Raw genomic sequence first — 14,098 nt, 5'->3', positions numbered from 1 at the left:
ATGAAAATATCAGTAGAGTTAACTTTAACACCCTTGCAAGATGACTTCGAACCAGCAATTATTCATTTAATTAAAAAATTGCGGAAATCAAACCTTAAGGTTTTAGAAAACCCTTTAAGCACTCAAGTTTATGGAGATTATGATGAGGTTATGGGTTTGCTTACTTCTGAAATAAAAGAGGCTTTTAATCTCATAGAAAATGGCTTACTCCATATGAAAATTGTAAAAACAGATAGATACAATTATGAGCCCTATTTTTGATTTTTTCGTTGATGCATATCGCAATGCCCCGACGTATCAAATAATACTTGAAGCGATAGCTTTTGTGTTTGGAATTCTAAGTGTTTGGTACGCTAAAAAGGAAAATATTTTGGTGTACCCAACAGGCATTATTTGTACCGTTATTACCGTGTATCTTCTGTATATAAATCAATATTTTGGAGATATGATGATGAACTTTTATTACTCAGTAATGAGTATTTATGGTTGGTGGAATTGGTCTCGAAAGAAAGAAGATAAATATGTTTTGCCAATTTCAAGAACAACAACAAGAGAAAAGAAGGTTGGGTTCTTGTGGTTTATATTAACTATGCTTGTTACTTATTTAGTATATAAGGGGTTTGATTATGAATTAGAAATTCCGAACTATATAGATATTTTTACCTCGGGTATTTTCTTTACCGCCATGTGGTATATGGCAAATAAAAAGCTAGAGAATTGGACCTTATGGATTATTGGAGATTTAATTACTATTCCACTTTATGCATATCGTGGTTTAGGAATGTTATCACTTCAATATTTAATCTTTACTATATTAGCTGTTCAAGGATATATTGCATGGAAGAAAAGTATAAGCAACAACCTTCAAACTGTATAAAGGTCGTTTTGTTTGGCCCAGAATCTACTGGGAAAACAACATTGTCAAGGCAATTGGCACGACATTATAATTCAGTTTGGGTGCCTGAATATGCACGTGAATATTTACAAAACAAGTGGAATAATGAAAGAAAGACCTGTGAACCTGCTGATTTGTTGCCAATCGCAGAAGGGCAAATGAAATTAGAAAACAAGCTTGCTAAAAAAACAGATACGATTTTAATATGCGATACAGACTTATTAGAAACCAAAGTTTATTCTGAAGCTTATTATCTTGGAACTTGCGATCCTGTTTTAGATAGATTTGCAATTGAAAACACGTACGATTTATATTTTTTAACTTATATTGATACGCCATGGGAAGCTGATGATTTAAGAGATAAGCCCCATGAACGAAAGCGAATGTTTGAAGTTTTTGAAAATTCTTTAATCGCCAATAAAAAACCTTACGTTTTACTTAAAGGCGATAAAAATGAGCGTTTACAAAAAGCAGTAAAACATGTTGACAAACTTTTAAAAATAAGAAATTGAAATTTTTAGATAAAGACATAGAACAAATACATAATCACAATTTAACCATAGAGGAGGTTAGTGAACAGATTGAAATTATAAAAAAAGGCATGTCCTTTACAAATCTGGTTGAGGCAGCAGCCATTGGGAACGGAATTGTACGTTTAGATTCCAATGAGCAAAACCATTATGTTAGTGTTTTTGAAGAAAATAGAAATCACTTATCCTTAGTTAAATTTGTTCCTGCATCTGGAGCAGCTACGAGGATGTTTAAGTTTTTATTTCAGTTTTTAACAGATTATAATGTTGTAGAGGATACCATCAATGGATATATAAATAAAAATAAAGGATCTGGACTTGCTATATTTTTTGCGGGATTAGAAAAGTTGCCTTTTTTTGAAGAAGTTGTTCATAAAGTACATGAGGTTGTTCCTAATTTTAATTCCCTTTCGTATGATGAAAAACGTGTCGAATTTATTAAAACAATGCTAAATGAAGACCGCTTAAATTACGGGTTTTTCCCAAAAGGGTTATTACCTTTTCACAGATATAAATATCATGTAGCAACTGCTTTTGAAGAGCACTTATATGAAGCTTCGTTATATTCTTCTTCAAAAAATATAGCAAATGTACATTTTACTATTTCTCCAGATCATAATAAGGAGTTTGACAAAGAATTTAAATTTATAGAGGAAGATGTAGAAGAACATACCCAGACAGCCTTTAATATTTCATTCTCAAATCAAAAAAAATCAACTGATACAATTGCACTTACCTTAGATGATGAACTTTATAGAGATTCTAACGGAGAATTATTATTTAGAGCAGCGGGTCATGGTTCATTATTAGAAAATCTTAATGCATTGGATTCTGATTTGATTTTCATTAAAAACATTGATAATGTTATAGTTTCAAAGCACCATAAAGAACTGGCAAAGTACAAGAAAATATTAGCAGGGGTTTTAATAGAGGCCCAGAAGGATGTTTTCGAATTTCTACATCAACTTGATAAAGGGAGTGTAAATGAGGAAACATGTAGCTTAATCTCAGAGTTTTTAACTGATAGATTTAATCACATTATTCCGGATGAATTTCAATCATATTCATTAATAAAGAAAGCTGAATATCTAAAAAATAAGCTTAATCGACCTATTAGAGTGGGAGGAATTGTAAAGAATGAAAAAGAACCTGGCGGAGGCCCTTTTTGGGTAAAAGACTTAGACGACAATATATCTCTGCAAGTGGTGGAGTTTGCTCAAATTGATTTTACTAATAATAGTCAAAAAGAAATAGTTAAAAATGCAACTCATTTTAATCCTACTGATTTTGTTTGTGGTATTAAAAATTATAAAGACGAATTATTCGACTTAAAAGAATTTATAGACCCTAATGCCAATTTTATTACTCAGAAATCCATTTTCGACCAAGACATAAAAGCTCTTGAACGTCCTGGTCTATGGAATGGAAGTATGGCTCACTGGAATTCAATTTTTGTTGAAGTACCGCTCATGACTTTTAACCCAGTTAAAACGGTTAACGATTTACTAAAAGCACCACATCAATTTTTATAATGATTAATGCAGAAACCTTATTGCAAGAACTTACATTTAAAGCTGTAAGAAGTTCTGGTAGCGGTGGGCAGCATGTGAATAAAGTCTCTTCTAAAGTTGAGCTATTGTTCAATGTTTTAAATTCAGAAGTTTTCACTGAAGAAGAAAGAGAAAGAATAATTAATAAGCTTCAGAATAGAATAACAAAAGAAGGTATTCTTATTTTACAATGTCAAGAAAGTAGAAGTCAACATAAAAACAAAGAAATTGTTATCAATCGTTTTTTAGAATTAATTAGAACGTCTTTAATAATTCCCAAAAAGCGTAAAAAAACTAAAACACCTAAATCGGTTATTCAAAAGCGACTAAAGAATAAAAAAAATTTATCCGAGAAAAAGGCTAATAGGAAAAAACCTGACTTCGATTGAAAATAATTGGTAATAGACAATTGATAATTGATATTTGCTTATTACATTTGTACCGTTCTCAAAAAAGGGGTGCCTAATCCCGATAATTATCGGCAGGCTGAGATCATACCCATTGAACCTAGAACAGGTAATGCTGTTTAGGAATCGAGCGTAAATAAAATGTCCTCTGGACATTTTTTAGCGAGTGCGATAAGGTCATCAATGTTGGTTTTTACTTCCGAATCTCAATGAGTCTTAAATTATGGATTTAAGGATTTGAATTGGAAATTAACTTAACAATATCGTACAAGCAAAGAGCTCAAAAATAATGTATTAACAACAAAGAATAATTACCTCTTTTTATTCGATTATAACATTTATGTAATCGACATGAAAAACATTTTTCTTTTTTTAACACTAATAGTGTCATCGGTTGGCGCTTATGCGCAACAAAATCAGAAAGTCCAAGATTCAACTAAAACGGAGAAATTAGATGAAGTTTTAGTTAAAGCAGTACGAGTTGAAGCAACATCTCCTATTACCCATTCTAATATTAGTAAAGAGGATTTGCAGAAACGTAATCTAGGACAGGATATTCCAGTTTTGCTTAATTATTTGCCGTCTGTAGTCACTACTAGCGATGCAGGTGCTGGAATAGGTTATACAGGTATTCGTGTTCGGGGTATAAGTCCGCAATCAACAAATATTACTATTAATGGCATCCCTTATAACGATGCAGAATCTTTAGGAACATTTTGGGTGAATTTGGGCGATTTCGCATCCTCGGTCGAGAACCTTCAATTGCAACGTGGTGTTGGTACATCAACTAATGGGTCAGGAGCTTTTGGAGCTAGTCTAAATATTTTGACTGATGCTGTTTCAGATAAAGCTTCGGGTGAAATTTCCAATAGTTTTGGTAGTTTCAACACCAGAAAACATACTATAAAATTTAGTACAGGATTATTGAATAATCACTTAGAATTATCAGGCAGGTTATCTCAAATTAATTCTGATGGTTATATTGATAGAGCAACATCCGACTTAAAATCATATTTTCTTCAAGGTGCTTATGTTGATGGCAATACTTTCATTAAAGCCATTGCATTTGGAGGAGCAGAAGTGACTTATCAATCATGGTATGGTTTCGATCCAGCAACCATTTCGGCAATTGGTGAAAATCCAAATATCGATGAAAATAGAAAATTTAACATTGCAGGAATTCAATTTGATGATTCAGGAAATTTTGATGAGTATTATAACAATCAAGTCGACGATTACAAGCAGGACCATTACCAACTTCATTGGAATGAGCGTTATAGTAATAATTGGTCAACAAATGTTGGTTTAAATTATACCTATGGTCGTGGTTTTTTTGAAGAATATGTTGATGATTATTTGTACTCAAACATATATTTCTCCCCAGATGCTACTTTCGATTTTTTAGGGTTGACCCCTATTAACGTAAATGGAGAAGTTGTTAATTCTATGGATTATGTAAGACGTCGTTGGTTAGACAATGATTTTTATGTTGTAAATGCGAATGTAAATTATAAAAATAATTTTTTAAACATTGCTTTTGGAGGGTCTTATAGCAACTATGAAGGCGATCATTTTGGTGAAGTAATTTGGGCAGAATATTCGAATAATATTAATAATAATTATCGATATTATGAAGGAAAAGGAAAGAAAATTGATGCTAGTTTATTTTCTAAAGCAACGTATAGATTAAATGATAAAATTAGTTTGTATGGGGATTTACAATTAAGAAATATAAACTATAAAATTACTGGTCAAAACTCGGATGTTGCACCTTTCAATATATCTGAATCATATAATTTTTTCAACCCAAAGGTTGGGGTAACTTACACGCTGAATAAAAAGAATAACTTTTATCTTTCTTATGCTCGCGCAAATCGAGAACCAAGTCGCGGTGATTTTGAAAGTAATCCAGATATAAAACCAGAACAGTTAAATGATTTTGAATTAGGCTGGAGATATACTACTGAAAAATTTAGAATAAGCACAAATGCTTACTATATGCTTTACAATGAGCAATTGGTGTTAACGGGAGCCTTAGATAATTCTGGAGGGCCTATAAGGACTAATAGTGGTGAAAGTTATAGATTAGGACTAGAAGTTGATGCTACTTTGCAAATATCTAAACAATTTGCTATTCAACCTAATTTCACGATTAGCTCGAATAAAAATAAAGATACCTTTTTTCAAAAAGATGGTCTGCTTGAAAATTTAGGAGCAACTAACATTTCGTTTTCTCCAGAGTTTGTTGCTGCAAATACTTTAGTTTTTCAACCTAGTAAGAATTTGCAAGTATCATTTTTAAGTAAATATGTTGGGGAACAGTTTATGGGAAACACAGACTCTGAAGCTTCTAAATTAGAGAGTTACTTTGTTAATGATTTTAATATCACTTATGAAATTAAGACAAACGCAATTTTTAAATCAATTGTATTATCAGGATTAGTGAATAATATTTTTGGAGAAGAGTATAATTCTAATGGGTATTACTATACTTATGATGACAATTTTTCTAACCCAGGAACAATTACAACTATTGAAGGTGCCGGATATTATCCGCAAGCCACTACTAATTTTTTAGTTGGAGCGACATTAAAATTTTAAACTTCATTTAGAAGAAATTTAAGGCGTAGTTATTATTTTTAACTACGCTTTTTAATTTGATATAATAAGCGTATTTCCACTCTGTTCAACACGATAATTTCTTAATACACATCGTAAGGTGCCATCTTTTAGGGGTTGTCCGTTCACCAGACTATACTCGTTCTTATCTTCACAACCACAGGTTGCATTTAAGCCTGAAGGCTCAAGCACAGAACATGTACTTTGGACATGATTTGGGTCACTAGCATCCCAAGCTAAATAATCAGCACCAGTGAATGCAATAATAATGCCTCCATTGCCTACATTAGGAATTCTAACTGAGTTGCCTGAAAATAGTAATTCTTGATAGAAGTTTAAATTAATAACTTCATTTATAGGAATATCAAAGAGAAATTTACAATTTTCATTTTCTTCTCTATTACTGCTGCATGAAAGCAGAAATAGTATTCCAAATGTTAAAATAAAGTATTTCATTTAGTTAATTAAAATTTAAGCTGCAATTTACAACAAAAAGTAAATTGCATTAATGTTAAGTATAATTCTTAATATCATTTTTTGTTCCCATGATAATATAGGCTAAAGTACTTTTTTCCATTCTTAAATATGTCATTAAAATTTTGTACTTTTGTTATACAATCTCGTGGAAGCGGGATTTTTTTATTCCGAATTTTTCACTACAATAAAATGAAGTGTGTTTCGGAATCTTTTTATTAAGTAAACGATGAAGTTATGAGTAAAGTATCTTACTATACACCTGAAGGATTAAAAAAATTAAGAGACGAGTTAAAGCAATTAAAAGATGTAGAACGTGTAAAAGCGTCTCGAGCAATTGCTGAAGCCAGAGATAAAGGCGATTTAAGTGAAAATGCAGAATATGATGCAGCTAAGGAAGCACAAGGAATGTTAGAAATGCGTATTTCTAAACTTGAAGATGCTTTAGCAGGAGCGAGAGTTATTGATGAATCTCAAATGGATAATTCTAAAATATTGGTTTTATCTAAAGTAAAAATAAAGAATCAAACCAATGGCATGGAAATGAATTACACTTTGGTTGCAGATGGTGAAGCTGATTTGGCCTCTGGAAAAATATCTGTTAATTCTCCAATTGGAAAAGGATTGCTAGGAAAATCGGTTGGTGATGTTGCTGAAATTCAAGTGCCTAATGGCGTGATGAAATTTAATATTATTGAAATTTCAAGATAATTAAACTATGGGGTCTATTTTTACTAAAATAGTAAACGGAGAAATACCTTGTTACAAAGTTGCAGAAACTGAAGACTTTTTGGCGTTTTTGGATGTTAACCCCAATGCCAAAGGACATACGCTTTGCATCCCTAAAAATGAGGTTGATAAAATTTTCGATTTAGATGAAGCCGCTTATAATGGTTTAATGTCATTTGCTAGAAAAATAGCATTAGCTTTAGAAAAGGCAGTACCCTGTAAGCGAATTGGAGTAAGTGTTATTGGACTAGAAGTACCTCACGCGCACGTGCATTTAATTCCGTTACAATCTATGGAAGATGCTCGATTCATTCAAAAAGTAACCTTGAGCACGGAAGAGTTTCAACAAATTGCTGATGCAATTAAATCGCATTTATAATTCTGCATATAGTATTAGAAATACTATTAAAGCTATGGCAATAGCAATAATTAAAAAAACAACCCAAGTCATTTTTTTTAGATAGGTTGAAGACTTCTTAGGAGTAAAAGCTCTTTTTTGATAGGATACAACACGTTCAATATCATCTGTCCATTGCACGGGGTAAATAACCGAGTCGCATGTTATACAACTAAGTTCATTTATTACTTCGGGAGTAATAGATTTGTAGAATTTAGATTCTTTTATTTTTTGCTTAAAATTTAAACGTAATCCATCACTACTGTAGCACTCGGGACAGTTGTTTTTTAGAGTAACTTCTTTTATGTTTATAAGCCTTTCAGACATATCTAATTTGCGCTTTTTAGACTAATTTGTATGGTACTGCCTTTGTCTTTTTCAGAGCTTAAAACTCTTATTTTTCCATCATGAAAATCTTCTATAATCCGTTTTGTTAAAGATAAACCTAATCCCCAACCTCTCTTTTTGGTAGTATAACCGGGTTCGAATACTTTATTAAAATTCTTTTTTAAGATACCTTTACCTGTGTCAGTCACATTAATTTTTACATTATCTTCAAGTTGAGAAATTTCAACAGTAAGTTTGCCACGGCCTTTCATGGCATCAATAGCATTTTTCACCAAATTTTCTATAGTCCAACTGTAAAGTTGTTTGTTGAGGTTTACTTTTATCTCTTCATTTGGCGTTAGCAGATTAAACTCAATTAGCTTGGAAGATCTCGTTTTTAAATATTCGTAAGAATCAATAGTTTCTTTTACAATATCTAGTGGTTCTAAAGCTGTTACAGAACCTATTTTACTGAAACGTTCGGTGATAGTTTGCAAGCGGTCGATGTCTTTTTCAATTTCGGTAATATAATCGGGGTTAATATTTTCGCTTTTTAATATTTCTGTCCAACCTATTAGAGAAGATAATGGTGTGCCTATTTGATGTGCTGTTTCCTTTGCCATTCCCGACCATAATTTATTTTGAATAGCATTTTTGTTACTTCTGTAAAAGAAATAAACTACAGCCCCAAAAAGAAAAATTATAAGGAGTAACGCCAAAGGATAATACTTTAGTTTATTTAATAAAGGTGAATTACCGTAGTATATGGTTGATAAAACTTCGTTGTTGTATATAACTTCTATTGGTCTGTATTCATTCTGAAATTTTGTAATTAATTTCCCTATATAAATTGAATCATTAGCTTTCTTTTCTTCAATATTATTCGTTTCATAGCTCCCGTCTTGATTTACAATTATCATTGGGGTGGTTTTGTTGCTTTGTAAAATTTCTATAGGTAGTTCACCAATATCAGTATTTAAATCAGAGGTTTTATTCAATTCTTTTTGTGCAAACGACCAATTTTGCATTTTCACACGTTCTTCAGCTTTAAAATTCTGAAAGAACTCATAGGTATTCCATAAAATAAGCGATACAATAACAAATGAAATTGCTATCATTACCCAGCGCAAAGAGTTTTTGTACTTTATGAAAATCATGAATATTAATTTTTACATGTAATATAATGCAAATCTGTTAATATTATTGTGCAAGTTGTTAGTAAATCGGTTTTTAGTTATATAGCATATTAGTTACATTTGTTCAAATTAAAAATTGGTATGACATCATTCGACCCTAAAGCATTAGCGACAGGGAAATTACATAGTTATTTGTTGAGTTCTGTGGCACCAAGACCTATAGCTTTTGCAAGTACCATGGATGTTAATGGGAATCCTAATTTATCGCCATTTAGTTTCTTTAATGTGTTTAGCGCAAATCCACCTGTGATGATTTTTTCACCAGCACGAAGGGTAAGAGATAATACGGTAAAACATACTTTGCTAAATGCCGAAACAACTAGGGAGGTCGTTATAAATGTGGTTAATTACGATCTGGTTCATCAAATGTCTTTAAGTAGCACAGAATATGCTGAGGGCGTAAATGAATTTGAAAAAACTGGTCTAACCATGTTAGAGTCGGATGTCGTGAAACCTTTTCGAGTGGCAGAATCGCCAGTTCAGTTTGAATGTAAGGTAAAAGATATTATTAAACTAGGAACAGAGGGTGGTGCAGGAAATTTAATAATTTGTGAAGTTGTAAAATTTCATATAGACAATGATGTTTTAGATGCAAACGGCGCAATCGATCAAGAGAAATTAGATTTGGTATCGAGAGCAGGAGGCAATTATTACAGTCGTGCAAATAAAGGATTTTTTGAAATTCCAAAGCCATTATCTACCTTAGGAATAGGAGTAGATAGTTTGCCAGAGCATGTTAGAAACAGTATGGTACTAACAGGGAACGATTTAGGAATGTTAGCAAATGTTGAGGCCTTACCAATGCAAGATAAAGTAGATGCTTTTTTAGAAGAAGTTGGTAGTAATTATATAAATATTAAAAATGCAACACATCGAGAAAAACATAAATTAGCGCAGAATTATTTAAGTTATGGAGATGTTGAAAGCGCTTGGAATATTTTATTAAGTTGAAAGATAAACGAACAGTATAAATTAAAGATTAAATAATAGATTAAATGGAAGTTCAAGGAAGAATTAAAGTAATTGGTGAAACACAAACGTTTGGAGCAAATGGTTTCAGAAAAAGGGAATTAGTAGTAACAACAGAGGAGCAATACCCACAACATATTATGGTTGAGTTTGTTCAAGATAAGACAGATTTATTAGACAGTTATCAGGTTGGTCAACAAGTTAAAGTTAATATTAATTTAAGAGGGAGAGAATGGGTAAATCCGCAGGGTGAAACTAAGTATTTTAATTCAATTCAAGGCTGGAGAATTGAAGCTTCACAGGCAGAAGCTGGAGGCGAGAACTTACCGCCCGTACCACCAATGGATGCTTTTGAGCCTGCAGGTGATTTAAAAGAAGAAGATCACGACGATTTACCTTTCTAAATATTTTGTCACTCCTGTTAATTCCGATAACTATCAGGAAGGAATCAAAAGAAAAACCTTTCAGTATATTCTATTGAAAGGTTTTTTATTTTTAAAGTATGAATTTCTTGTCAAATAAAATAGTATTCCCAGATGTTACAGAAGCAACCCAAGAAGGCTTATTGGCTATAGGTGGCGATTTATCTATTGAAAGATTATTATTGGCATATAGAAGCGGTATTTTTCCATGGTTTGAAGCAGAAGAACCTATTTTGTGGTGGTCGCCCAATCCGCGTTTTGTCTTGTTTCCTAAAAAACTAAAGGTTTCTAAAAGTATGAAACAAGTGCTTCGAAATAAAGATTATAAAGTAACCATTAATAAAGCCTTTCGAGATGTAATTACCGAATGTTCTAAAGTTAAAAGACAAGGACAAGCTGGTACTTGGATTACTGTAAACATGATAGAAGCCTACATGAAAATGTACGAATTGGGATTTGCAAAGTCCATTGAGGTTTGGAAAGAAGATAAACTAGTTGCAGGGCTCTACGGAATAGATTTAGGCAATAAAGTATTTTGTGGAGAAAGTATGTTCACAAAAGAAAGTAATGCCAGTAAAGTAGGATTAATAACGTTTATTCAAAATACAGATTATAAATTAATAGATTGTCAAGTTTATACCAATCATCTAGCTAGTTTAGGAGCAGAGGAGATCTCTAGAGATGATTTTTTGGAGAACTTAAAAGCTTGACGTTGTCAGAAGAAATAACAATTTGGTTTAGTGTTTGTGATATAACATTCAAATGGTTTAAATTATAAAAGCATAAAACGAACAACCTAAACTTCCTCATACCTAAAACAACTAATTTCATGGTCATTTACCATTCCCGTGGCTTGCATATGGGCATAAATCACAGTAGAACCAACAAACTTAAACCCTCGTTTTTTTAAATCTTTACTAATGGTATCACTTAAGGGAGTATTAACAGGAATATCACTTAAATTTTTGAATGCATTTTTTATAGGTTTCCCATCTACAAACCCCCAAATATATTTGCTAAAAGAACCAAATTCTTCTTGTATATTCATAAACGATTGCGCATTGGTGATGGTTGCGATCACCTTTAATTTATTGCGTATAATACCAGCGTCTTGCAATAAGGCATCAATTTTATCTTGGTTGTAATGGGCTATTTTTTTATAATCAAAATTGTCAAATGCATTTCTAAAGTTTTCTCGTTTTCGTAATATCGTAATCCAACTTAAACCTGCTTGGAACGTTTCTAAAATTAAGAATTCAAAAAGAGTAGCATCATCGTAAACTGGAACACCCCATTCTTGATCGTGGTATGCTTCATATAAAGGGTCATCAACACACCAATTACATCTATGTTTTTTCATTATAAGTAAACGTTATAAGCTTATTTAAAACAGTTATCTAAATAAAGTAAGTATTGACTACTAAGTATGACAAATATCATCTTAATTGAAACACCAAGATACTAATTTTGTATTGTCAAAAAAATAAGATTATGAGTTCAATTGTTAAAAATAGCTTGCAAAAAAGTATATCTTATCAAGCATATAGAGATTTAGTTAAGCGGTTAGCTGAAGAAAATTCTACTACAGGTTTAGAGAAAACAGAAGCTTTAGCAAATTACACAAAGCTTAATGATAGACGCATGAAGCGTTGGGATAAAACAGTAAAGCTTTCTGAAGAAATTAAAGGACGTTTAAATACATTTGATGGAAAGGTAACCTGGCTAGTGATTACTGAAAGCTGGTGTGGCGATGCAGCACATGTGATTCCGGTGTTAAATAAGGTAGCTGAGTTTAATGGTAATATTGATTTAAGATTAGTTTTAAGAGATGAAAACCCTGAGTTAATGGACGGATTTTTAACTAATGGTAATAGAGCCATCCCAAAACTTATTATGATTGATGATGCCTCGGGAAATGTTATTAATACTTTCGGGCCAAGACCAAGTGAAGCAACAAGTTATGTTAATCGATTTAAGGCGATGCATGGCAAATTGACTCCAGATTTTAAGGAGGATTTACAACATTGGTATAATAAAGATAAAGGTCAAAATATAATTGAAGACATTACTGAGATGTTGTGTGAATTAAAACCTAGTGTTTGCCTATAAAGTAAAAAGTTATAGAGCCTATTTGAGTAGGCTTAGAAACATCTGCGCTAAATAAAGACTCTTTAGCATATTCCAACGCATGCTCAATTAAACATTCGTTCGAAGAAGTAGAGGAAGTGTTAATATAAGCATCTGTAACACCACCTTTGGCATTTACAGTAATATTAACAACAATTTTACCATCAACTTCGCATAGATAAATTGGAATAGGTATATGAACTTTTGTTCTGTCTTTTAAAGAAAAACTGATAGTACTTTTAGCATTATTACCATCATCTTGTTGTTGTTTTAGCAAATCGTTTACTTTATCAAACGATGATAGTTTGTCTTTGTCTATAGATGGCTCTATAGGTTCATATTTTTTAGCTTGTTGGGTTCCATCGCTTAAATCATCGGCATTCGATTTAGGATATTCGTAGTCTTCAGGAGGTGCAATGGGTTTGTATGCTTGAGCGAACTGCTTACTTTGTTGGGTTTCATTAAATGCATTATTGGTTTCAGCTTTACTGGCATTTAATTTTTCTAAAGCTTTTAGTAGCTTAACCTCTTCTTCTGTTAATTCTTCTTCAGGCTCGACTTCATAATAACTTTCAGAAAGGAATTCACTCTGTTTTTTAAGGCTTAAATTAAAAACAGACATAACAACGGTTCCCGAAATCAGGAGCGTTATAAGTAGGGCTTTATGTTGATCTGTTAGGTGCAAATCCAAATTTATTTATAGCAATTCTTCACGAAATATACGTAAAATTATAGAATCTAGACTTTTAGCGTCGTTATGAAGTCTTCTATACTAAGGGCATTATCGACGTAAAAGTCACCAATTTTTGTGCGTCTAAGTGCAGATAAGTGAGCACCAGATTTTAGTGCTTTTCCAAAATCGTTGGCTAGAGAACGAATGTAAGTACCTTTACTACAAACTACTTTAAATTCAATATTTATTAAGCTTGTAGTGAGCGCAGTCGAAGTGTCAATTTTTGTAATTTCAAATTCTGAAATATGAACCGTTCTAGGTTTTATTTCAACATCTTGACCCGCTCTTGCAAATTCGTATAAGCGCTTGCCATCCTTTTTTATCGCAGAAAATATAGGCGGAAATTGTTGAATTTCACCAGTAAACTGTTTTGTAGTTTTTTTTATTAAATCTTCTGTAATATGCTCAGTAGTAAAACGTTCGTTTATTTCTGTTTCCAGGTCAAAAGAAGGTGTGGTGCTACCTAATACAAAAGTGCCTGTATACTCTTTAATCTGTGCTTGAAAAGAATCTATTTGTTTGGTCATTTTACCAGTACAAAGCACTAACAATCCTGTTGCTAAAGGGTCTAGAGTACCTGCATGCCCAACTTTTATCTTTTTAATTTTAAAAGCCTGTTTTATTTCCCATCTTAGTTTATTTACAACTTGAAAGGAGGTCCAGTTTAAGGGTTTATCTATTAAAAGAACTTGACCAGATTGGTAGTCTTCTAGTGTTTTCATA

At 32.2% G+C, this 14,098-nt stretch carries 18 protein-coding genes; 12 read left to right on the top strand and 6 right to left on the bottom strand.

Going from position 1 to position 14,098, the window contains the following annotated elements:
• From AC2D6V_RS02510 to AC2D6V_RS02485, 6 genes are all read left to right on the top strand, one after another.
• A complete protein-coding gene (locus AC2D6V_RS02510; RefSeq protein WP_484646470.1) occupies window positions 1-261 on the top strand; it encodes a hypothetical protein in 261 nt (86 codons plus the stop codon).
• On the top strand, window positions 245-877 hold the full coding sequence (gene pnuC, locus AC2D6V_RS02505; protein ID WP_484646469.1) for a nicotinamide riboside transporter PnuC: 633 nt from the start codon (window positions 245-247) through the stop codon (window positions 875-877). Before AC2D6V_RS02510 ends, pnuC begins: the two co-directional genes overlap by 17 nt.
• Window positions 838-1,407, top strand: coding sequence for an AAA family ATPase (locus AC2D6V_RS02500; protein ID WP_484646468.1), 570 nt, complete (start codon window positions 838-840; stop codon window positions 1,405-1,407). The genes pnuC and AC2D6V_RS02500 overlap by 40 nt, the downstream gene beginning before the upstream one ends.
• A complete protein-coding gene (locus tag AC2D6V_RS02495; protein ID WP_484646467.1) occupies window positions 1,404-2,957 on the top strand; it encodes a DUF4301 family protein in 1,554 nt (517 codons plus the stop codon). Before AC2D6V_RS02500 ends, AC2D6V_RS02495 begins: the two co-directional genes overlap by 4 nt.
• Window positions 2,957-3,364: an alternative ribosome rescue aminoacyl-tRNA hydrolase ArfB gene (arfB, locus tag AC2D6V_RS02490; RefSeq protein WP_484646466.1), complete on the top strand. Its 408-nt coding sequence runs from the start codon at window positions 2,957-2,959 to the stop codon at window positions 3,362-3,364. Before AC2D6V_RS02495 ends, arfB begins: the two co-directional genes overlap by 1 nt.
• A 369-nt stretch (window positions 3,365-3,733) precedes the next feature.
• A complete protein-coding gene (locus AC2D6V_RS02485; protein ID WP_484646465.1) occupies window positions 3,734-5,983 on the top strand; it encodes a TonB-dependent receptor in 2,250 nt (749 codons plus the stop codon).
• 51 nt (window positions 5,984-6,034) lie between these two features.
• Here AC2D6V_RS02485 and AC2D6V_RS02480 read toward each other — a convergent pair whose 3' ends face one another.
• Window positions 6,035-6,457 (bottom strand): hypothetical protein, encoded by a 423-nt coding sequence (locus AC2D6V_RS02480; RefSeq protein WP_484646464.1) that lies wholly within the window; start codon window positions 6,455-6,457, stop codon window positions 6,035-6,037.
• Between the two features lie 255 nt (window positions 6,458-6,712).
• Between AC2D6V_RS02480 and greA the strand changes: the two genes are divergently transcribed.
• Together greA and AC2D6V_RS02470 are read left to right on the top strand one after the other, a co-directional pair.
• Window positions 6,713-7,186 (top strand): transcription elongation factor GreA, encoded by a 474-nt coding sequence (greA, locus tag AC2D6V_RS02475; protein WP_484646463.1) that lies wholly within the window; start codon window positions 6,713-6,715, stop codon window positions 7,184-7,186.
• Window positions 7,187-7,193: 7 nt separating this feature from the next.
• Complete coding sequence (locus tag AC2D6V_RS02470; RefSeq protein WP_484646462.1) at window positions 7,194-7,583, top strand: HIT family protein; 390 nt, start codon at window positions 7,194-7,196, stop codon at window positions 7,581-7,583.
• Here the strand turns inward: AC2D6V_RS02470 and AC2D6V_RS02465 are convergent.
• Together AC2D6V_RS02465 and AC2D6V_RS02460 are read right to left on the bottom strand one after the other, a co-directional pair.
• Window positions 7,578-7,928 (bottom strand): hypothetical protein, encoded by a 351-nt coding sequence (locus AC2D6V_RS02465; protein WP_484646461.1) that lies wholly within the window; start codon window positions 7,926-7,928, stop codon window positions 7,578-7,580. The two genes, AC2D6V_RS02470 and AC2D6V_RS02465, sit on opposite strands and share 6 nt — an antisense overlap.
• A 2-nt stretch (window positions 7,929-7,930) precedes the next feature.
• Complete coding sequence (locus AC2D6V_RS02460; protein WP_484646460.1) at window positions 7,931-9,085, bottom strand: sensor histidine kinase; 1,155 nt, start codon at window positions 9,083-9,085, stop codon at window positions 7,931-7,933.
• Window positions 9,086-9,205: 120 nt separating this feature from the next.
• Between AC2D6V_RS02460 and AC2D6V_RS02455 the strand changes: the two genes are divergently transcribed.
• The 3 genes from AC2D6V_RS02455 (at window position 9,206) to aat (ending at window position 11,225) form a co-directional block, all read left to right on the top strand.
• Window positions 9,206-10,075, top strand: coding sequence for a flavin reductase family protein (locus AC2D6V_RS02455; RefSeq protein WP_484646459.1), 870 nt, complete (start codon window positions 9,206-9,208; stop codon window positions 10,073-10,075).
• Between the two features lie 44 nt (window positions 10,076-10,119).
• Window positions 10,120-10,497: a DUF3127 domain-containing protein gene (locus tag AC2D6V_RS02450; RefSeq protein WP_484646458.1), complete on the top strand. Its 378-nt coding sequence runs from the start codon at window positions 10,120-10,122 to the stop codon at window positions 10,495-10,497.
• Between the two features lie 98 nt (window positions 10,498-10,595).
• Window positions 10,596-11,225 carry a leucyl/phenylalanyl-tRNA--protein transferase gene (gene aat, locus AC2D6V_RS02445; RefSeq protein ID WP_484646457.1) on the top strand — a complete coding sequence of 210 codons (630 nt, stop codon included), beginning with the start codon at window positions 10,596-10,598 and terminating at the stop codon, window positions 11,223-11,225.
• A gap of 86 nt (window positions 11,226-11,311) precedes the next feature.
• On the opposite strand, the gene AC2D6V_RS02440 is transcribed toward aat, so the two are convergent.
• Window positions 11,312-11,875: a DNA-3-methyladenine glycosylase I gene (locus AC2D6V_RS02440; protein ID WP_484646456.1), complete on the bottom strand. Its 564-nt coding sequence runs from the start codon at window positions 11,873-11,875 to the stop codon at window positions 11,312-11,314.
• A 131-nt stretch (window positions 11,876-12,006) separates the two neighbouring features.
• Here AC2D6V_RS02440 and AC2D6V_RS02435 point away from each other — a divergent pair, with 131 nt between their 5' ends.
• On the top strand, window positions 12,007-12,624 hold the full coding sequence (locus AC2D6V_RS02435; RefSeq protein WP_484646455.1) for a thioredoxin family protein: 618 nt from the start codon (window positions 12,007-12,009) through the stop codon (window positions 12,622-12,624).
• Here the strand turns inward: AC2D6V_RS02435 and AC2D6V_RS02430 are convergent.
• Together AC2D6V_RS02430 and truB are read right to left on the bottom strand one after the other, a co-directional pair.
• Entirely contained in the window at window positions 12,608-13,327 is a 720-nt protein-coding gene (locus tag AC2D6V_RS02430; protein WP_484646454.1) for a hypothetical protein, read from the bottom strand. The genes AC2D6V_RS02435 and AC2D6V_RS02430 overlap by 17 nt on opposite strands.
• 53 nt (window positions 13,328-13,380) lie before the next feature.
• Window positions 13,381-14,097, bottom strand: a complete 717-nt coding sequence (truB, locus tag AC2D6V_RS02425; RefSeq protein ID WP_484646453.1) for a tRNA pseudouridine(55) synthase TruB — start codon at window positions 14,095-14,097, stop codon at window positions 13,381-13,383.
• Window position 14,098: the final 1 nt, after the last annotated feature.

This window comes from Algibacter sp. YIN40, from assembly GCF_057219435.1.
Note: the sequence above shows the minus strand (reverse complement) of the source record. Positions and strands in the feature narration are given on the sequence as shown.